Genomic DNA, 19,397 nt, shown 5'->3' with positions numbered 1-19,397 from the left:
CATTTGCCACCCCCCTTTTAATCCCCCCTTATCTCTCCTTATAGGCTATCTTTCCGTTGACCATTACCAATTCTGGTACTGCCTTCAGGAGGAATGGGTGCCCCTTGAGGATGATGATATCAGCATCCTTCCCTTTCTCGATGCTTCCTAGCCGGTCCGCTATATTGAGGAACTCTGCTGGATAGATGGTGAGTGCCTTTATCGCTCCTTCCTCGCTCATCCCGAGCTTGAAACATAGGGCGGCGTTCATCAGGAGGTTTCCATCCTGATGGCCTAAGGTGCTTATGGGCCATCTGGCGTCGTCCAACATAAATCCAACCTTCACCCCTTTCTTTTCCAGGAGTGCTGCCATATCGGTTCTGAATCTCTTCGTCTCATTGGTCCTCCTGTGCTCCCTGAGATGGGTGATAACCACCGGTATATTTCGCTCCGCGAGCTGGTCAGCTACCAGATGTGCTTCCGCTCCTCCGAGAATTATCAGTTTTATCTTAAACTCATCGGCTATCTCTATCGCCCTTAGGATGTCGCTTTTCCTCTCCGCTTCGACCATCAACGGCATCTTACCTTCGATCACCGGGATGAGCGCCTCAAGGTTTAGGTCACGGTGTATCTCCCTTCCTTCTTTTTTCGCCTTTTCGAGCCTCTCTTTATATTCTTTGGCTTTGAGGAAATTGTCCCGGAGGAGATAGGCGATAGCCATTCTGGTTGCTGGCATCCTTCCCTTCGAGCCATAGACCGATTTGGGGCGGGAACAGTAGGAGGCCATCATCATACTGTGTTTCTTGACCAGCATCTCCTCCACCGTTCTTCCCACTGTCTTTATGACTGCCCCTCTTCCGCCGAGCACATTGGCAGCACCCGGATTGACGTTGGCGGTGGTCACCCCAGAGACGAGGACATCTCGTACCGTGGGGAAGAAGGGGTCTATGGCGTGGATTACCTCCATTGCCGGAGTCACTGGGTTTACCGCTTCATCGGTGTGGGTTATCCTCTTCCAGTCGGAATAGAGCCCAAGGGAGGAGGCAGCAGCGACGATCCCCGGCATTATCACCTTGCCCGAAGCATCGATTACCGTTGCTTCTTTGGGAATGTGGATCCTTCTTCCCACCGCTTTTATCTTCCCGTTCTCGATCAGTATCGTCCCCCTATCTATCACTCCGTTGCTGACGGTAATGATCCTTCCTCCGGTGATTGCGATGGTCTTCTCACTTTTTCTTCTTATTTTTATCTTTTTGTGGCTTATCTTGGGAGGGGCGAGTTTGAGATCGGCAATGGTATGGTAATGCTTCTTGTTCTCGAATTCGAGCTTACCATCGACGAAGACCTTTTCTACCGTGGTCAAGACCTCGAAGGGATCGCCGTCCATAAGGACGATATCGGCGTCCTTTCCCGGCTCGATGCTTCCTACCCGGTCATCGAGGTTTACCGCATCGGCAGCGTTTATGGTTATCGCCTTTATAGCTACATCCTCAGGGAGTCCATATCGGACACAGAGAGCGGCGGTATTTCGAAGGTACTTTACCCCGTAGGCATTTGCATCTGTCTGGACCGCTATCTTCGCCCCCTTTGCTGCCAGGATAGCAGCGGAGTTCATTATTCCCTTTTCCCCGAAGTAGTGGAAGAACATCTCCGGACCAAGGACGAGGACCTCCTTCCTCTTCCCCAATTCATCGGCGATAAGATAGCCCCAATAGGCGTGGGCAAAGCTCCCGTCAAGATGAAATTCGTCAAAAAGGCGAAGGCCAGCATCCACCTCGTTCGCCTTTGCGGTGTGGATGTGAACCGGTATCTCTCGCTTAAGCGCCATCGCTACCGCCTCTAAGGCGAGATCGCGCTTCGGCGGTATGGCGTTTGGGTTTTTCTTCTTCTCTTTCTCGTATTTCTCCCACTTTTTGATGTATTCCTGGCCCCTGAGGAAGGTCTTGCGGGCAAGGTAATAGCATCCCATCATCGTCGCTGGCATCCTTCCCCGTCTTCCGTAAACGCCTATCGGATTCCCTTCGAGCGCCATCTTGAAGTCGCAGGGATCCTTGATGATCATCTTATCAAGAGGGACATTGTGCTTTAGCTTGAGAGCTGCGCTTAATCCTCCGATCACATTGGCACTTCCCGGTCTTGTTACGATGGTGGTCACTCCACCTGAGAGAGGATAATAGAAATAAGGATCGCTGATGTTTATCGCATCCGATACCCTCATCCCGGGGGTGATGGGATTGGTGGCCTCGTTGGCGTCGGACATCACCGCAAAGTGGGAGTGAGCCTCGACCAACCCAGGCATCACCACCTTAGCGGTATAGACGGCCGCGCCCTTTGGTATTTTTAGCCTCGATCCTACCTTTATGATCTTTCCTCCCTTGATCAGGATTACCCCGTTTTTGATGGGAGCACCTGAAGCGGTATAAACGATCTTCCCCTTGATGGCGATTATCCCTTCGTCTTTGGAAGAGGCGGGGGAGAGAAGAAGGGAGAAAAGAAGAGCTAAGGCGATAAGGGTTACTTTAGCCTTTTTCATCGGTCCCTCCCCATTAATGGAGTTTTATCTTTAAATGTTTGTAGAGGTGGAGATACCTATCCCTGAGCTCGGTATCGTGGTTGGTGAGGGGGACGAGCTTCCCTTTGATGATCAGATGTTTTACCCGCGATCTCACCTGAAGGGGATCCCCGGTCCAGACTACCAAGTTGGCGATCTTGCCCTTCTCGATGCTTCCCACCTTGTCAGCGATCCCCAATATCTCCGCCGGATAGATGGTTATCGACTTTAACCCTTCTTCATAGGGGAGTCCGTAAGCGACTGCCACCGCTGCGGAGTAGGGAAGGTTCCTCACCGAATGGGCACCGCCGACGAAGATGGCGAACTTGATGCCGTTTCGATAGAGCCTGAGGGGTAGCTTGTAGTAGAAGTCGTAGGGCTGAGTTTCATCGGGATTGGTGAAGATGTTTCCCAGAAGGATGGGGATATTCCGCTCCTTGATCTTTTCTATCATTTTGTCGCATTCATTGGCATTTAAGAGGATGAGCTTGAGATGGAAGGCATCGGCTATCTCGAGCGCCACCCTTATCTCCCTTGCCTCCCGCACATTGGCGATGACGGGCATCTCTCCCTTTAATACCGGTATGAGCGCCTCATAGGTGGTATTTCTCGGTGGCTTCGGTCCCTTTTTTCCCTTTTTCTCCCAGGTTTCGATCTTTTTAAGGTAGTCTTCCGCATCGATCAATGTTTGTCTGATTAGAGCAGCAATCCCCATTCTCGTTGAGGGATATCCCCCTCTTCCCCTGCTTCCGTAGCCCCTGCTACCTTTGGTGAAGGAAAAGATCATCGCTACATCCGGCGCCAAAACCATTTCGTCAACGGTGCGCCCGGCAAGATCGATCACCGCTGCTTTGCCCGCTATTGGGTTGGCTGCGCCAGGAGATACCAGAGCGGTGGTTATTCCGTTTACCCGGGTTACCCCTATCGGAGCAGAGTCGGGATCGATGGCATCGAGCACCGAGAGGAAGGGGGTTATCTTTTTCGTTGTCTCGTTGGTATCCACAGTGGCGGAAACGCTTCCTACCTCAACCATTCCCAGGCTACTGTAGGCGTCGATCATCCCGGGGTAGATGTATAACCCTCTTGCGTCTATCACCCTGGCTCCGCGGGGCGCTTTGATCCTTCTTCCCATTTGGACGATTTTTCCATCCTTTATGAGGATGTCTCCCTTCTTTATGATGGGTTTGGTCACGGGGACGATAGTACCTCCCTTGATCAGGATCGGCTTCTCGTCAGCAAAGGTGCTTGTAGCAAGAAGAAAGAAAAAGGCGATAAGCACCAGCGTTTTTGATAGTTTATTTGTTCTCATCTTATTCCTCCATCATTTAGGAGAGGAAGCATATTTGTTGATGTCGAAGTAAACCTCGCCCTCGATGATGGTCATCACGCATTTGGTAAAGGTATCCATTGGATGGCGGTCGAAGATGGCGATATCTCCATCCTTGCCTACCTCGATGCTTCCCATCCGGTGGTCGAGCCCAAGCGCCTTTGCTGGGTTTATAGTTATCAACCTAAGTGCTTCATCAGGGGTGAGGTCGCCGTACTTCATCGCCTTGGAGGCCTCTATATAGAGCCTTCTGATGGTGTTGTCCGAGTCCGAGCTTACCAGTACATTTACCCCGTAACGGAAGAGAAGGGGTACCATATAGGGTATGCCATCGAACGCCTCCATCTTATAACCCCAGCCGTCAGCAAAGGTGGAGACCGATGCGTTATGACTTTTTATTATATCCGGGATCTTATATCCCTCGAGGGCATGGCTCAACACCTCTACCCGGAAACCGAACTCATCAGCTATCGAAAGGAGGTTGGCGATCCCATCGGCACGATAGCAATGGAAATCGACGGTGTATTTACCCCGAAGGAGATCGGCTAAGGTCTCGAGCCTCAAATCCCGTTTCGGCCTCTTGGCATCTTTTCCCTCTTTCTTTGCCTTTTCATATTCCGCCCACTTCCTCATATACTCCTTCGCCTGGATCATTGCGTTCCTCAGCGCATAAGCGTTCCCCATTCTGGTCGAGGGCATTTGTCCTCGGGAACCATAGACCCGTTTTGGGTTCTCACCATAAGCCATCTTAAGTTGTTTGTGGGCGTCAGGGATAAACCACTCTTCAGGTGGTTTCCCCCATTTGAGCTTTACCACTACATTGAGACCGCCGATTACATTGGCGCTTCCATGCATCAGCTTTGCCGCCGCCACCCCTCCACCGAGCGCCTGGAGGATCACCGGATTGTCAAAGTCGATGGCATCCCTCATCCTTACTTCGGCAGTAACTGGGTTGGTCGCTTCGTTAATATCGCCGTCAAGTGCCATATGGGAATGGGCGTCGATTATCCCTGGGATGATGTATTTCCCTTTAGCATCAATCACCTTTACCCCGGGAGGACATTTAACATTCCTCCCCACCGCAGCGATCTTTCCTTTTTTGATAAGGATGGCTCCTCCTTTAATTGTCCCCTTGGTGACGGTGATGATCGTCCCTCCCTTTATGTAGAGGTTCTGAGCCATCAGCCACAAGGGGAGGAGGATGATCGCCAGAGTCGCTACCAAAATAGACCTATATTTCATAGGCTACCTCCCTTGATTATGGGATTACAGGTATTTTGTGTTAAACAAACAATTATACCTCATAGGAAAGCCCCTTAACAACGAAAAATGGTCTTTAACGGAAAGGAAAAGAGGGGGGATTCCCTCTCTCCTTATTTTAAAGAGTAGACTATTTTCCCGTTTATCAGAACCTTTTCCACCCGGCTACGATAGAAGAAGGGATCTCCCGAAAAGATAACGAGATCGGCATCTTTCTCTGGCTCAATGCTTCCAATCCTATCACTTACCCCAAGGACCTCTGCGGGATAGATGGTTATCCCTTTAAGCGCCTCTTCTCGGGGAAGCCCGCCTTTTATAGCGAAGGCAGAGAGGAGGGGGAGCTCCCTTACCGCCCCGACCCCCATAGAATAAGAAGCGTGGAGGATAACCTTTACCCCTGCCTTGTGGAGAATGGCGGCGTTCTTTATGTTTATTCGCTCCGTCTCCATCCTATGAGGTTCTACCCCTGCTGGGGTGATGATGACCGGCACCTTCCTCTTTGCGATCTCATCAGCTACCAAGTACCCATCGCTTACCCCAACGAGGACTGCCTTTTTAATTTTGAACTCATCGATCAACCTCAGGGCGGTCATAATGTCGTCAGCTCGGTAGCATTCGATATAGGCGGTTAACTCACCCTTTAAGAGTTTAGCCAATGGCTCAAGCGAGAGATTCTTTCTCGGTTCTTTAGCGTCTTTCCCCTCCTTCTTCGCTTCTTGATAGTCCTCCCATTCCTTTAGATAATCCCTGGCATCGAGGAGAGCCTTCCTTACTATATAGGCAGCCCCCATTCTGGTAGAGGGAAGACGTCCCTTCTTCCCATAGTAGAATTTGGGTCCTTCGCCTAAGGAGAACTTTACTCCAGCAGGAGCTAAAAGTACCATCTCCGATACCGTTCTCCCTGAGAGCTTTACCACTGCTCCTTGGCCTCCGATAACATTTATTCTCCCCGGATTGATGAGGGCAGTGGTTATTCCGCCCGCCAGGGCGCGCTCAATGTTCTTGTCGAAGGGATTGATGGCATCGAGTACCGAGAGCTCAGCGGTGTTTGGCTTGGTCGCCTCGTTGGCGTCTCCTCCTCTCATTCCTCCCAAGCCGAGAGTAGTATCCGCCTCGATGAGACCGGGAAGGATCACCTTTCCCCTCGCATCTATCCTCATCGCTCCCTTTGGTATCTTCACATTTTTCCCTACCGCGACGATCTTCCCATCTCTAATTACTATTTTCCCCTTCTCTATGATCCCCTTGGTCACGGTGATCACCTTCCCCCCAATAATGACCGTCGCTCTCTCGGAGGGATATGCAATGAGGGAGAAAAGGAATAGGATTGCCGCGATTATTTTCAATTCTTTAACTCTCATTTTACTCTCCCCTTATTTTGCTTTATAGACAAGTTTCCCTTCGATGAAGACCTTTTCCACCCCACTCAATACATCGAAGGGATCGCCGGAGAATATGACGATATCAGCCAGTTTTCCCGGCTCGATGCTTCCTACCTTATCGGCAACGCCGGCGAGCTTCGCTGGATTAAGGGTGATGGCACGGAGAGCCTCCTCGTAGGGCATACCGTACTTTACCGCAAGAGCTGCCTGATAGCGGAGGTACTCCTGTTGAACCACATCGGCATCGGTCATAATGGAGACCTCAACTCCCGCCTTCCTAAGGTATTCAGCGAGGTCTATCAAATGGTTCTCATCATCATAGACGATGACCCGGGGACCAACCACCACCTTGATGTTGTGTTTGGCGAGTTCTCTTGCCACCTTGTATGCCTCCTCCGCATGTCCTAAGGAGACATCTTTTAGACCGAACTCGGTTGCTATCCGGACGATGGTCATTATGTCATTGGCATCAATTACATGGATGTGTACTGGAAGTCTCCCCGAGGTGACGAGTGCCATCGCTTCTGCCTTGAGGTCTCGCTTCGGTGGTTTTGCCTTTGGGTTTTTCTTTTTCTCTTTCTCGTATTCCTCAAGTTTTTTCTGATATTCCCTTCCCAAGAGGAGGTATTTCCTGATGATGTAGGCGGTGCCCATTTTGGTCATCGGGTAACCGCCCGTCCCCTTCTTTCTTCCCATCGCCATCTTCATATCGCAGGGGAAGTTCCTTATTATCTCGTCCACTGTCTTTCCATAGGTCTTTACCGCTGCTGCCTGCCCCCCGATGACATTTCCACTCCCCGGACGGCAGATCACGGTGGTTACCCCCTCGGCTAAGGCTTTCCTGAAACAACCTTTGTCCGGTTCCTCGCCGTAAGGGTTTATCGAGTCGATGATCCGCAGTTGCGGGGTGGCAGGGTCGGTCATCTCGTTGTCCTCGGTTACTCCTCCACTCGGTCCTAAGCCCAAGTGGGAATGGGCATCCACCAAGCCCGGAGTGATGACTTTTCCCTTGGCGTCTATGATCTCTGCTTCCTGAGGGATTCTGATATTCCTGCCAACCGCTACGATCTTTTTCCCCTTTATGAGAATGGTCCCGTTCTTTATCGTTCCTTTGGTTACGGTATAGATTTTACCCCCTTTGATGGCAATAACCCTCTCCCCAGCTATCGAGAGCAAGGGGATGAGGAATAGGAGAAAAATCGCTATGATTAAACCTCGTCTCCTCATCTTTTACCTCCTTAATTAGCTATTCTACTATAAAAATAGGGAAATAAGAACTCTTCTGCTCCATTTATGGAGAAATGGTTTTGAGAGCCGTTTCTCCTTCGGTTATAATAAAAAGGTGGAAGAGGCAGTAAGAAAATCAATAACGGTTTGTAATACCGGCGAAGAATGAGGAGAGAACCATAGGTGAGCTTATCGAGCGGGTGAAGGATTACGCCTGTGAGGTAATCGTAGTTGATGGTCATTCCACCGACAATACCTATAACATCGCCCTTGCTAAGGGAGCAAAGGTAATAAGGGATAACCGAAGAGGAAAGGGCGATGCCATACGAAGCGCGATTCCCCATATAAGAACAGAGATTACCGTTTTTATGGACGCTGACGGCTCTCATGATCCAGATGATATCCCGAGGCTTGTGGAACCGATCCTAAAGAAAGAGGCGGATCATGTCTCAGGCTCTCGGCTCCTGGGCGGCTCGAACGAGCTTCACGGTACCTTCGATGAATGTCTCCGCTTGATGGGAAGTTCTTTCATCATCGCCTGCATAAATTGGCGGTTCAAGGTGAGGCTTAGCGAAAGCCAGAATGGATTTCGAGCAATAAGGACCGAAGTCCTCAAGAAGTTCGACCTAAAGGAGAACATCTCCACCATAGAGCAGGAGATGATAATAAAGACATTGAAAAAGGGCTACCGGATGGCTGAGGTTCCTGCTCATGAGTATAAGCGAAGGTACGGAGTTTCTAACATCCGTCTCTCAAGGGTCTGGTTTCGTTATGTTTATTCGCTTATAAAATATCTTTTCTTTTAGTCAAAGATTTGAGTTACAATCTTTCCCGAAATGAAGATACTTTTGCTCAATCCCCCGGCGGAAGGGAAGTTTATCAGAGAGGGCAGGTGCACCCAGGAACAGAGTATGTGGACTGTCCTTTGGCCTCCCCTTTCCCTGGCGATGGTCGCTTCTCTCCTCGAGCAGGCGGGACATCAGGTTAAACTCATCGACTGCCCGGCAGAAGGTGTTTCTTTCGATAGGCTGAGAGAGGTTATCGCTCATTTTTCCCCTAACATCTCTATTTGGTCAACCGCGACCCCCACTATCAAGAACGACCTTGCTCTGGCGAGGATGATAAAGGAAGTGGTCCCTCGCTGTCGTACCGCTATCTTCGGTACCCATCCTACCGCCCTTCCTGCTGAATGCCTTAGGGAAGAAGCGCTCGATTTCGTCATCAGGAATGAGCCAGAGGAGACGGCGAAGGAGCTGGTGGAGACACTTTCTCAGGGGCACGAACCATCAAAGGTTAGAGGGATAAGCTATCGAAGGAGGGGGGAGATCGTTCATAACCCCCAGCGAGGGTTTATCGAAGACCTCGATGCTCTACCCGATCCAGCCTGGCATCTGGTGAACCTCGATAGTTATCGGCTTCCCCTGGAGGAAAGGCGGTTTCTAATCGTCGCCCCTGTTCGTGGATGTCCTTACCCGTGCACCTTTTGTACCACTGGTGTTTATTATGGGAAGAAGGTGCGTAAACGGTCGGTCCCCCGGGTGATTTCGGAGATAGAAAACGATATCGCCCGGTACGGGGTGCGGGATTTTCTCTTCTGGGCGGATACCTTCACCATCGATAGGGAGTATGCCTCTCTTCTTTGTCAGGCAATAATCGATAATGGGCTCGATATAAGCTGGGCAGCAAACAGCAGGGTAGATACGGTGGATGAGGAGCTCCTTACCCTGATGCGAAGGGCAGGTTGTTTTATGATAAGCTACGGGATAGAGTCGGCGAGCGAGGAGGTATTGAGAAGGGCGAAGAAGGGGATAGCGAGAAAGGATATAGAAAGAGCGGTGAGGTTAGCCAAGGAGGCAGGTCTTGAGGTGGTGGGACACTTCATCATCGGTCTTCCCGGAGAAACGAGGGATACCGCAGAGGAGACGATCGCTTTTTCTAAGTCCTTGGGGCTCGATTTCGCCCAGTTTTATTGTGCCGCCCCTTTTCCCGGCTCCGAGCTCTATACCATCGCCACCGAGGAGGGTTGGATAAAGGGAGAATTTTCCGAGTTCAGTCAGCATCAGGCGGTGATGGAGCTTCCCGGTTTTTCCCGTAGTGATTGCGTTAAATTTAGGAGAAGGGCGTATCGAAGGTTTTACTCTCAGCCCCGGGTTTTTTTCGGGATTTTGAGGAGCGCGAGAAGGAGTATTTTTTCGCGTTTGTTGAGGAAGCTGTCCGATATCCTCGGTTAAAAATTGGAGGAATGATCGATGTATATTCTCGGTATCTGGGACGGGCACGATTCCGGTGCCGCTCTTATCCGCGGAGATGAGGTCCTCTTCGCTATAAATGAGGAGAGGCTGACGAGGAGAAAGCTCGAGGTCTCCTTTCCCGAGCGTTCGATAAGGATGATCTTCGAACGCCTTGCCCTCGATCCAGAGGAGATAAAGCATATCGCTATCTCCACCTCCGATTTTGCAAAGACATTGGCTCGCGTTTTCCCTTCCTTTAAGGAGGAGTATTACCTGATAAGGAGGAGGAAGAAACAGCCAAGCCTTTTCTCTGGTATCAAGAAGCGAGCTAAATACAGGTTGACTGAACTCGGTCCCCTTCCCATCTACAGATGGATCGGAGGCATCCCCATCAAGAAGGCGCTTAGAAGGCTTGGTTTTTCTGACTTCAGGCTTTACTTCGTGAATCACCACTTAGCCCATGCCGCAGGAGCTGCCTTCACCAGTGGGTTCGATAGTGCCCTTGTTCTCACCATCGATGGGATTGGAGACGGGCTTTCAGGAACGGTGAGCGTATTTGAAGAGGGGAAGCTTCGCCCTCTCTCCTTCATTTCAGGTAAGGATTCCCTCGGTATCTTCTTCGAGCATGTAACCAACCTCCTCCATATGAGGGAGCTTGAGGATGAAGGGAAGGTTATGGCGCTTGCCGATTATGCCTATCCAGTGCCCGATGATAAAAACCCCTTGCTCGACTTTTTCAAGGTGGAGGGTCTTAAGGTAAAGGCGCGTTATTCCTCGTTGGGGATGCTCAAGGAGCTTCGGAGGGTTCTTTGGTGTTTCCCGCCAGAGCAGTTTGCCTATATGGCTCAGAGGACGATCGAGGTCAAGGTGCTTGAGTTGGTGAGAAATGCGATAGGGGAGACATCGCTTAAACGGGTTGCCTTTGCCGGTGGTGTTGCCTCGAACATCAAGCTGAATATGAAGATAAGGGACCTTCCTGAAGTCTCCGATTGCTATGTATTTCCCCATATGGCTGATGGAGGGCTTGCTCTTGGGGCAGCTTTTTACCTTAATTATCAGCTTAACGGGGTCTCTTCCTATCGATTGGAGAACCTCTTTTTAGGACCGGACTACTCACCTTCTGAGATAGAGGAAGTCTTGAAACGGCATAGGTTGAATTACCAGCGGGTAGAGGACATAGAGAGGAGGGTGGCTGAGCTCATTAAAGAGGGAAACATCGTGATGTGGTTTCAGGGACGGATGGAGGTAGGACCTCGTGCTCTTGGGGGAAGGAGCATCCTCGCTCGTCCCGATTCCCTTGAGATAAAGGACGCCTTGAACCTTAGGCTCAAAAAACGGGTTTGGTACCAGCCTTTTTGCCCCTCTCTCCTTGTGGAGGATGCAAAGGAATGCTTCAAGAATTTGAAAGGGCGTCCCGATAGATTTATGACCTTTGCCTACATCATAAAGGAGGAGATGAAGAACAGGCTGAAGGGGGTGATAAGCATCGATCTTTCCTGCCGCCCCCAGATCGTCTGCGAGGAGGACTCCCGCTACGGGAAGCTTCTGCGCTATGTAAAGGAGCTTACCGGTCTTTCCGTCGTTTTGAATACCAGTTTCAATATCCATGGGGAGCCCATTGTTTGCTCCCCTGAAGATGCTGTTTCTACCTTCGTCCGTACCGGATGCGATTGCCTTGCAATCGGTGATTTCTTGGTCTTTGGTGAATAAAGAGGGGAGGGTGAGTAATGGAGGGAAAGAAGGGCTTGATAAAAAAAGGGATAAGATTTTTCATTTTTGTCCTGCTTTATTTTCTTGGCGTATTTTTCTTTCTTCTTCTTTTGTCCTCGGGAAACCCCCATCGGATAAAGGAGGAGTTGAAGACCATCATCCCCATCGTTCTTGAGGTGAACTTCGTTCTCATCATCGTTGGAATAATCATTAGCTTCGATCATATAAAGAGACTCTTTATCTCATTCTCCAGGAAGGAACGATATGTAATCCTCGCTTTGGTACTCGGCTCATTCTTGATGTCTCTTTTTCTTCCTCCTCGCATTCACCGAATCTACTATGATGAGACGATATACCTCAATGTCGCTCAGAACCTCGCCCACCTCAAGAGAGCCCAGATGTGCAATTACGGGACATACGAATATGGGGAGTTTAAGTGTTTCAGTGGAGAATATAATAAGGAGCCATATGGCTATCCCTATTTGGTGAGCTTTTTTTCAGGATCTTTGGCGATAACGAGATCTATGGCTATATCCTGAATAATCTCCTCTTCAGTCTTGCTGTTTTGAGTGTGTTTTTGCTCTCCTATCTCCTTTTCGACAGCTTCTTGGTCGGCATTTATTCTGCCCTCATCTATCTTCTTATTCCGGAGAATCTCCTCTGGTCAAACACCACCGCGGTTGAACCTTCAGCTGCTTCCCTTGCTGTTTTCTCCCTTTTATTTCTTGTCTTCTACCTTAAGGAGAGAAAAAACTCCCTTCTTTTTCTCGCCTTCGTTCTTCTCCCTTTTGCCTGCCAGTTCCGTCCGGAATCGTTTCTCCTTATCCTCGTTTTCGGAATAGCTATTCTTCTTCTTGCTCCTGCTGAGCTTATAAGGTCGAGAATCTACAAAATGGGAGTGATTTCCTTCTTTTTAATCATCCCTCACTTGGCTCATATCATTGCCGTTGGCGGGGAGCCCTGGGGAAGCAGGGGTCCTAAATTCGCCCTCAGCTATGTGCACTATAACCTCCGAACCAACGGTTGGTTTTACTTTGATAATCACTGGTTCCCGGTCTTGTTCAGCATTCTGGCTATAGTGGGATTCTTCTTTGGAAAAAGATGGCGGGCAAAGTTTCTTCCTTTCGGTTGGTTTCTCCTCTTCTGGGGGATATTTATTCCCTTTTATGCCGGGAGCTATCGATATGGAGCTGATGTCCGTTTCTCCCTTCTTTCCTACGCTCCTCTTGCGGTTCTTTCCGGTCTCGGACTCTCCCTCCTTCAGGAGAGGCTTAAGGGAGGACGACTCAAATGGGTTCCCCTGGTGATAACCGTCTTTGCCTTTACCTGGTTTCTGCCGTTGGTGAGGGCGGTTGGCGAGGAGGCTTGGGGTGCCCGGATGGACTACCTATACGCCAAGAAATTTGCCCGAATGGTTCCCGATAATTCACTGATCATCACCCACAATCCCAATATGTTCCTCCTCTTTAAAAGGAGCTCCGCTCAGGCTTACCTCGTGTTCAATAATAGAACCTTCATTACCAGTAAGTTAAAACGGTTTCGCGGGGGGATATATTTCCACTACAACTTCTGGTGCAATGTGAACGATCCGGAGCAGAACAAATTTTGCCGTTACATCCTGGAAAACTTTAAGCTTAAATTGATAGCCGAGTATTACGAACGGGGCTACCGTTATGCCCTCTACAAGATTGAGGGCTAATATGGATGATCTCCCCTAACTTGACTTTAAGATGGAAGATAAGAAGCGCTCATCGCCAGTAAACCGTTAAAATTAAGTTATTGATATATGAGAGAAGTTAGTGCTTCTGTTTTATAAATAATCGATCAAAATTTAGGGGTTGACAAGTGGGTTTTCTTGATTAAAATAATGCCTGCAATGGGTAATATAGGGGGAAGTAAAAAGATAGAGGTTTTAGGTACGATCCACCCTTACTACACCTATTATTGGTGGTTTAAGAGGGTGGGTCTGTAAGGATTCTTCCCCCTTAACAGACCCACTGATCCTGAGAAAGGATGAGTGGGTCTTTTTTTATTCTGAGGAACAAGGAGCTTGAGATGAAAAAGGTGGAATTGTTCCCTTATTGGAAGGAGATCGTCGCTGATTTGGAGACCCCGGTTTCCGCTTTCCTGAAGTTGAGAGGGCTCGGCGCTAAGTTCCTTTTGGAGAGCGTGGAAAAGGGGGAGAAGCTTGGTCGTTATTCCTTCATCGGGTTGAATCCTCTTTCCACGATCAGAATCGACGAAGGAAAAATTTTCGTAGATGGCGGTAGGGTCAATTCTGAGCCGCAAGAATTTTTGGAGAAGCTGCGGAGGGTTGTATTTTCCTATGAGGTTCTTCCCAAACCAGAGCTTTCTCCTTTAATCGGCGGTTGGGTAGGATATCTGGGCTACGACATAGTCAGGTTCTTCGAGCCGGTTAAACTTGATCTTTCCGATGGCCTGCCTTTACCCGAAGGTGTTCTTTCCCTTATGAGGGATATCGTAGTATTCGATCATATCACTCACAGTGTGAAGATAATCACCCTCACGGATAGGAGAGAGGCTTCAGAAGCGGTTTTTAAGAGGATAGAGGAGATAAAAACTGCTCTTAATCGGTTCTTGGATCTGAGAGGCAAACTCAGGAAGCGAGAGAAATCAAAAAGACCTAAGGGGAATATTAGCCAAGGCGATTTCGAGGGATTGGTTAAAAAGGCAAAGGAATACATATTAGCCGGGGATGTTTTTCAGGTGGTTTTATCGCAAAGATTTACTGGAGAGACCTCCGCTCCGCCTTTCGAGATCTATCGTGCGTTGAGGACGATTAATCCTTCGCCTTATATGTTTTTCTTGGATTTCGATGATTTTCAGCTCATTGGCTCCTCGCCCGAGGCATTAGCCAAATTACGGGAGGGAATAGCCTCGGTTCACCCCATTGCTGGAACGAGACCCCGAGGGAAAACTCCCGAGGAGGAGAAGGAATTAGAAAAGGAGCTTTTCCAAAGCGAGAAGGAGATCGCAGAACATGTAATGCTTGTTGATCTCGCAAGGAACGATCTGGGCAAGGTGTGTCTCCCTCATTCCATAGAGGTGAAGGAGCGGATGAAGCTGGAGAAGTACTCCCATGTGATGCACATCGTCTCCGAAGTTATCGGGAGGATAGACCCGCGATTTGACGCCTTGGATCTCTTCAGAGCCGCCTTTCCCGCGGGAACGGTGACCGGCGCCCCCAAGATAAGGGCGATGGAGATCATCGAGGAGTTAGAGGGGATGAGAAGGGGTCCTTATGCTGGCGCTCTCGGTTATTTCGGGCTCGATGGGAATATGGATATGTGCATCGCCATCAGGATGATCGTCTATCAGCAGGGGAGGTATTACCTCCAGGCTGGGGCGGGGATTGTGGCGGATTCCGATCCTTCGGCTGAATATTGGGAAACCTTGAACAAAATGGAGGGATTATATCAAGCGATAAAGCTATCGGAGGGGGAGGATGATCTTACTAATAGATAATTACGATTCCTTCGTCTTCAATTTGGCTCAGGCTTTTATGGAGCTTGGCGAAGAGGTAGTAGTGAGGAGGAATGACCAGATTTCCCTCCGTGAGGCGAGGAGGCTCTCACCGAATTACCTGGTCATATCTCCTGGTCCCAAGACCCCGAAGGAAGCCGGTATCTCCAACGAGTTGATAAAGATGTTTGCCGGGGAAATCCCCATATTGGGGGTGTGTTTGGGTCATCAGTGCATTGCCTATACCTTTGGTGGAACGGTGAAGAGAGCGGATAGGGTGATGCACGGTAAGCTGTCGGAGATCTACCACGATGGGAAGACGCTCTACGAGGGGGTGAAAAACCCCTTCATAGCTACCAGATACCATTCCCTTTTGGTTGAGGAGGAGTCTCTTCCCCCCTCTCTCGAAGTCTCATCTTACACCGAGGAGGGGGAGATTATGGGAATAAGGCTGAAGGATAAAAGGGTGGAAGGGGTTCAGTTCCACCCGGAATCCTTTCTCACCAGGGAAGGTAAAAGGATTTTGAGAAATTTTCTCCAACTGGTTGGTTAGGAGGGAGGATTATGATCAAAGAAGCGATATCCGCTCTCTTGGAGAGAAAGAGTCTGGCTTCGGCTGAGGCGGAGGGGGTGATGGACGAGATTATGTCAAATAAGACCACCCCGGTTCAGATCGCCGCCTTTCTCATTGCCCTCCGAATGAAAGGGGAGAGCATCGAGGAGATCGTCGGCAGTGTAAAGGGTGTTTTGAAAAAGGCGGTGAAGATCGAGACAAAAAGCGAGGACCTGATCGATCTCTGTGGAACCGGGGGAGACGGTCGTTCTACCTTCAACATCTCCACCATCTCTTCATTTGTAACTGCTGGTGCTGGGGTAAAGGTGGCAAAGCATGGTAATCGTTCTGTCTCAAGCAGATGCGGGAGTGCCGATCTTTTAGAAGCGGTAGGGGTTGATCTCGATCTTTCCCCGGAGAAGGTGGCTCAGGCTATCGACGAGATCGGTTTTGGCTTCCTTTTTGCTCCCCGGTTCCATCCTGCGATGAAGTATGCCCTTCAGCCGAGGAGAGAGATCGGGGTAAGGACCATATTCAACATAATCGGTCCCTTAGCCAATCCTTTGAGGGTCAAGAGGCAGTTGTTGGGCGTTTACTCTCCCGATCTTATGATGCCGATTTCGAAGGCGCTGAAGCTTATGGGAACGGAGAAGGCGTTGATCGTTCATTCCCTTGATGGTTTGGATGAAATTTCCATTAGCGCACCCACCCGGGGCCTTCTGGTAACCGAGGAGAGGATAGAGGAGGTAGAGATCGTCCCGGAGGCTTTCGCCATCAAGAGTGTCCCCTTAGCTTCTATAAAAGCCTATTCGGTTAAGGAGAATGTAGAGCTCCTTCACCGGGTATTGAAGGGAGAAAAGGGACCGACAAGGGATATAGTTCTATTGAACTCGGGAGCAGCTATCTTTGTCTCGGGTAGAGCGAGGGACATAAAGGAAGGGGTGGAGATGGCGGAAGAGTCTATCGATTCCGGCAAGGCTCTGAGATTATTCTCCCAGTTCATTTCCTTCGCCAAGGGAGGAAGGAATGATTGAGTTCTTAAAGGAGATGACAAAGATAAAGAGAGAGCTCATTGAAGAGAAGAAGAGGCGGTTGCCCTTTTTTCGATTGTTGCGAATGGCTGAGAAAACCACTTCTCACCCTCTTTCTTTATCCGAAGCTATTCGTTCGGGAGGCGGGATCATCGCCGAGATAAAGAGGGCTTCCCCCTCGAAGGGCGTTCTTTTTGAAGGCGAGGTCAAGGAGTTAGGAGAGGTATATCAGGCTAACGGTGCTTCGGCAATCTCGGTGGTAACCGAGGAGAGATATTTCCGTGGGCAGTTGAAGGATATTCAAGACTTGAAGGGATTCATTAAGGTTCCTATTCTGAGAAAGGATTTCATCATCGATGAGTATCAAATCGTAGAGACAAAGCTTGCCGGTGCAGATGCATTGCTTTTGATCACTGCTCTTCTTTCCCGGAAGAGGCTTGAGGATCTTCTAAATCTCACCAGGGAATTGGGGATGGAAGCCTTGGTAGAGGTTCATACCAAAGAAGAGTTGTTAAAAGCCCTTGATGCTTCCGCAGAGGTAGTCGGCATAAATAACAGGGACTTGAATACCTTTGAGGTGGATCTCGATGTGTCGAGGAGGCTCCTCCCTCTGATATCCAGTTCTAAGGTGAAGATAGTGGAGAGCGGGATCAGGAAAGAAGAGGACCTCGTTTTTTACCGGGGACTTGGAGCCGATGGATTTCTCATTGGAGAGGCTTTGGTAAAGGCAGCCGATCCCGGGAAGAAGCTTAGGTCATTTTGTTCCGCGCTGAGGGGGAAGGGATGACTAAGATCAAGATCTGTGGGATCACCAATCTCAAGGATGCGCTTATGGCGGTAGATGCCGGTGCCGATGCTTTGGGGTTCATCTTCGCCCCAAGCCCACGGAGGGTATCCCCGGAAAGGGTGAGGGAGATGGTGTTAGAGCTTCCGCCGTTCGTTTACACCGTCGGTGTTTTTATGAACGAGGAGCTCTCTATGGTGAGGGAGGTTATGGAGTATTGTCTTCTCGATCTGGCGCAGTTCCATGGGGAGGAGGATGTATCCTACCTCAAGGCATTTGGGAAGAGGGGGATCAAGGTTTTCAAGGTTGGCGGAAGTAAGGTTTTAGAGGAAATCAGGAGGTTTCGTCTTCCCTTCTTTATGTTGGACCTCCCCAAAGGCGATTTTGCCCTCGGCTATGATTGGGATGTTGCCAGGGAAGCGGGAAGGTGGGGGAGGGTGATCCTGGCAGGGAGGTTGACTCCGGAGAATGTGGAGTTCGCCCTTTCCAGGGTTTCCCCTTACGGGGTCGATGTTTGTCGTGGGGTAGAGGAGAAAGAAGGAGTTAAAAACCCCGATAAGTTAAAGGAATTCATCCTAAAGGTGAGGAAATGGGATCTTCAAAGGAGTTAGGTAAATTCGGTGTTTTTGGTGGGAGGTTTGTCCCTGAGACCTTGATGGAGAACCTTCTCGAGCTTGAGCAGGCGTACCTTGAATCCAAGGACGATCCATCTTTTTCTAAGGAGTTTCAGTACTATCTCACCCATTATGTGGGTCGGCCCACGCCACTTTATTTCGCGAGGAACTTGAGCGAGAAATACAAATGCAAGATCTACCTCAAAAGAGAGGATCTCTGCCATACCGGTGCCCACAAGATCAACAATTGCCTGGGACAGGCGCTTCTGACCAAGAGGTTAGGGAAGAAAAGGATAGTGGCGGAGACAGGAGCAGGACAACACGGTGTAGCCACTGCCACTGCCTGTGCCCTTCTTGGGATCGAGTGTGTCATCTATATGGGGGAGAAGGATTATGCAAGGCAGGCGCCCAATCAACTGCGGATGAGGATACTGGGTGCTCGTATCATAAAGGTAAAAGCCGGTTCTCGAACACTGAAGGAGGCGATTAACGAGGCGATACGGGATTGGGTGACCAATGCGAAGACCACCCATTATCTGATAGGCTCAATTGTCGGTCCCCATCCCTATCCCACTATGGTGAGGGATTTCCAGTCAGTGATCGGACGGGAGGTGAAAGAGCAGATCCTCTCCCTTGAGGGGAGATTGCCCGACTTTCTCATCGCCTGTGTGGGTGGAGGGTCGAACTCCATCGGTCTCTTCCATCCATTTCTTGGCGAGGAGAAGGTGAAGATGATCGGAGTGGAGGCAGGGGGAAGAGGAGAGAAGTTAGGAGAGCATTCGGCTACCCTTTGCCGGGGAACGCCGGGGGTTCTTCATGGTTCCTATTCCTACCTCCTTCAGGATGAGGAGGGTCAAGTCTTGCCCACCCATTCGATCTCAGCCGGTTTGGACTACCCTGGGGTGGGACCTGAGCTAAGTTACCTCAAAGATACCGGGAGGGTTAGCTTCGATAATGTCACCGATGAGGAGGCGCTGGAGGCTTTCTGGGAGCTTTCTTCCTTGGAGGGTATAATCCCTGCTCTTGAGTCGGCTCATGCCGTGGCTTATCTCAAAAGGTTGGTCCGGGAACTTGATAGGGATAGCTTGGTGGTGATCAATATCTCGGGGAGAGGGGATAAGGACCTTAACATAATAGAAAGGATAGGAGGAGAAAGTGGGAAGGATTGGGGAGAGGTTTAAGGTCATAAGGTCTCGGGGGAAGAAGGCGTTTATCCCTTTCTTTACTGCCTTTTACCCCTCACCGGAGCTATTCCGCGAGTTGTT

Annotated in this window: 16 protein-coding genes; 11 read left to right on the top strand and 5 right to left on the bottom strand. The window is 49.8% G+C overall.

Translation table 11 applies throughout. The features are described 5' to 3' along the window. Window positions 1-28: 28 nt before the first annotated feature. From J7L64_00355 to J7L64_00335, 5 genes are all read right to left on the bottom strand, one after another. Window positions 29-2,512 (bottom strand): amidohydrolase family protein, encoded by a 2,484-nt coding sequence (locus tag J7L64_00355; protein ID MCD6450809.1) that lies wholly within the window; start codon window positions 2,510-2,512, stop codon window positions 29-31. 13 nt (window positions 2,513-2,525) lie between these two features. Next, complete coding sequence (locus J7L64_00350) at window positions 2,526-3,839, bottom strand: amidohydrolase family protein (GenBank protein ID MCD6450808.1); 1,314 nt, start codon at window positions 3,837-3,839, stop codon at window positions 2,526-2,528. Window positions 3,840-3,851: 12 nt separating this feature from the next. Beyond that, window positions 3,852-5,099: an amidohydrolase family protein gene (locus J7L64_00345; protein MCD6450807.1), complete on the bottom strand. Its 1,248-nt coding sequence runs from the start codon at window positions 5,097-5,099 to the stop codon at window positions 3,852-3,854. A 131-nt stretch (window positions 5,100-5,230) separates the two neighbouring features. Further along, on the bottom strand, window positions 5,231-6,478 hold the full coding sequence (locus tag J7L64_00340; protein MCD6450806.1) for an amidohydrolase family protein: 1,248 nt from the start codon (window positions 6,476-6,478) through the stop codon (window positions 5,231-5,233). 12 nt (window positions 6,479-6,490) lie between these two features. Then, window positions 6,491-7,726: an amidohydrolase family protein gene (locus tag J7L64_00335; GenBank protein ID MCD6450805.1), complete on the bottom strand. Its 1,236-nt coding sequence runs from the start codon at window positions 7,724-7,726 to the stop codon at window positions 6,491-6,493. Between the two features lie 152 nt (window positions 7,727-7,878). On the opposite strand from J7L64_00335, the gene J7L64_00330 reads away from it, so the two are divergent. The 11 genes from J7L64_00330 to trpB all read left to right on the top strand — a co-directional run bounded on the left by J7L64_00330 (window position 7,879) and on the right by trpB (window position 19,313). Next, window positions 7,879-8,532 (top strand): glycosyltransferase family 2 protein, encoded by a 654-nt coding sequence (locus tag J7L64_00330; GenBank protein ID MCD6450804.1) that lies wholly within the window; start codon window positions 7,879-7,881, stop codon window positions 8,530-8,532. Window positions 8,533-8,637: 105 nt separating this feature from the next. After that, window positions 8,638-9,957: a radical SAM protein gene (locus J7L64_00325; protein ID MCD6450803.1), complete on the top strand. Its 1,320-nt coding sequence runs from the start codon at window positions 8,638-8,640 to the stop codon at window positions 9,955-9,957. Window positions 9,958-9,975: 18 nt separating this feature from the next. Further along, the gene (locus tag J7L64_00320; GenBank protein ID MCD6450802.1) at window positions 9,976-11,667 is read left to right on the top strand and encodes a hypothetical protein; all 1,692 of its coding nucleotides are present in this window, start codon (window positions 9,976-9,978) and stop codon (window positions 11,665-11,667) included. A 17-nt stretch (window positions 11,668-11,684) separates the two neighbouring features. Beyond that, window positions 11,685-12,206 (top strand): hypothetical protein, encoded by a 522-nt coding sequence (locus J7L64_00315; GenBank protein ID MCD6450801.1) that lies wholly within the window; start codon window positions 11,685-11,687, stop codon window positions 12,204-12,206. After that, the gene (locus J7L64_00310) at window positions 12,134-13,366 is read left to right on the top strand and encodes a glycosyltransferase family 39 protein (GenBank protein ID MCD6450800.1); all 1,233 of its coding nucleotides are present in this window, start codon (window positions 12,134-12,136) and stop codon (window positions 13,364-13,366) included. Before J7L64_00315 ends, J7L64_00310 begins: the two co-directional genes overlap by 73 nt. Window positions 13,367-13,680: 314 nt before the next feature. Beyond that, window positions 13,681-15,153 carry an anthranilate synthase component I gene (gene trpE / locus J7L64_00305; protein MCD6450799.1) on the top strand — a complete coding sequence of 491 codons (1,473 nt, stop codon included), beginning with the start codon at window positions 13,681-13,683 and terminating at the stop codon, window positions 15,151-15,153. Further along, window positions 15,134-15,703 carry an aminodeoxychorismate/anthranilate synthase component II gene (locus tag J7L64_00300; protein ID MCD6450798.1) on the top strand — a complete coding sequence of 190 codons (570 nt, stop codon included), beginning with the start codon at window positions 15,134-15,136 and terminating at the stop codon, window positions 15,701-15,703. The genes trpE and J7L64_00300 overlap by 20 nt, the downstream gene beginning before the upstream one ends. 11 nt (window positions 15,704-15,714) lie before the next feature. Further along, window positions 15,715-16,737 (top strand): anthranilate phosphoribosyltransferase, encoded by a 1,023-nt coding sequence (gene trpD / locus J7L64_00295; GenBank protein ID MCD6450797.1) that lies wholly within the window; start codon window positions 15,715-15,717, stop codon window positions 16,735-16,737. Beyond that, window positions 16,730-17,521, top strand: coding sequence for an indole-3-glycerol phosphate synthase TrpC (trpC, locus tag J7L64_00290; protein ID MCD6450796.1), 792 nt, complete (start codon window positions 16,730-16,732; stop codon window positions 17,519-17,521). Before trpD ends, trpC begins: the two co-directional genes overlap by 8 nt. Beyond that, window positions 17,518-18,129, top strand: a complete 612-nt coding sequence (locus J7L64_00285) for a phosphoribosylanthranilate isomerase (protein ID MCD6450795.1) — start codon at window positions 17,518-17,520, stop codon at window positions 18,127-18,129. The genes trpC and J7L64_00285 overlap by 4 nt, the downstream gene beginning before the upstream one ends. Next, on the top strand, window positions 18,108-19,313 hold the full coding sequence (trpB, locus tag J7L64_00280) for a tryptophan synthase subunit beta (protein MCD6450794.1): 1,206 nt from the start codon (window positions 18,108-18,110) through the stop codon (window positions 19,311-19,313). Before J7L64_00285 ends, trpB begins: the two co-directional genes overlap by 22 nt. Window positions 19,314-19,397 lie beyond the last annotated feature (84 nt).

The sequence above is a fragment of the Acidobacteriota bacterium genome (genome assembly GCA_021161905.1).
Lineage (GTDB): Bacteria > Acidobacteriota > B3-B38 > Guanabaribacteriales > JAGGZT01 > JAGGZT01.
Note: the sequence above shows the minus strand (reverse complement) of the source record. Positions and strands in the feature narration are given on the sequence as shown.

Excerpts from the sequence above, each read along its gene's own strand:
- J7L64_00355 (MCD6450809.1), bottom strand. The coding sequence starts at position 2,512 with ATGAAAAAGGCTAAAGTAACCCTTATCGCCTTAGCTCTTCTTTTCTCC.
- J7L64_00350 (MCD6450808.1), bottom strand. The coding sequence starts at position 3,839 with ATGAGAACAAATAAACTATCAAAAACGCTGGTGCTTATCGCCTTTTTC.
- J7L64_00345 (MCD6450807.1), bottom strand. The coding sequence starts at position 5,099 with ATGAAATATAGGTCTATTTTGGTAGCGACTCTGGCGATCATCCTCCTC.
- J7L64_00340 (MCD6450806.1), bottom strand. The coding sequence starts at position 6,478 with ATGAGAGTTAAAGAATTGAAAATAATCGCGGCAATCCTATTCCTTTTC.
- J7L64_00335 (MCD6450805.1), bottom strand. The coding sequence starts at position 7,726 with ATGAGGAGACGAGGTTTAATCATAGCGATTTTTCTCCTATTCCTCATC.
- J7L64_00325 (MCD6450803.1), top strand. The coding sequence starts at position 8,638 with ATGTGGACTGTCCTTTGGCCTCCCCTTTCCCTGGCGATGGTCGCTTCT.
- J7L64_00320 (MCD6450802.1), top strand. The coding sequence starts at position 9,976 with ATGTATATTCTCGGTATCTGGGACGGGCACGATTCCGGTGCCGCTCTT.
- J7L64_00315 (MCD6450801.1), top strand. The coding sequence starts at position 11,685 with ATGGAGGGAAAGAAGGGCTTGATAAAAAAAGGGATAAGATTTTTCATT.
- trpE (MCD6450799.1), top strand. The coding sequence starts at position 13,681 with ATGAGTGGGTCTTTTTTTATTCTGAGGAACAAGGAGCTTGAGATGAAA.
- J7L64_00300 (MCD6450798.1), top strand. The coding sequence starts at position 15,134 with ATGATCTTACTAATAGATAATTACGATTCCTTCGTCTTCAATTTGGCT.
- trpD (MCD6450797.1), top strand. The coding sequence starts at position 15,715 with ATGATCAAAGAAGCGATATCCGCTCTCTTGGAGAGAAAGAGTCTGGCT.
- trpC (MCD6450796.1), top strand. The coding sequence starts at position 16,730 with ATGATTGAGTTCTTAAAGGAGATGACAAAGATAAAGAGAGAGCTCATT.
- J7L64_00285 (MCD6450795.1), top strand. The coding sequence starts at position 17,518 with ATGACTAAGATCAAGATCTGTGGGATCACCAATCTCAAGGATGCGCTT.
- trpB (MCD6450794.1), top strand. The coding sequence starts at position 18,108 with ATGGGATCTTCAAAGGAGTTAGGTAAATTCGGTGTTTTTGGTGGGAGG.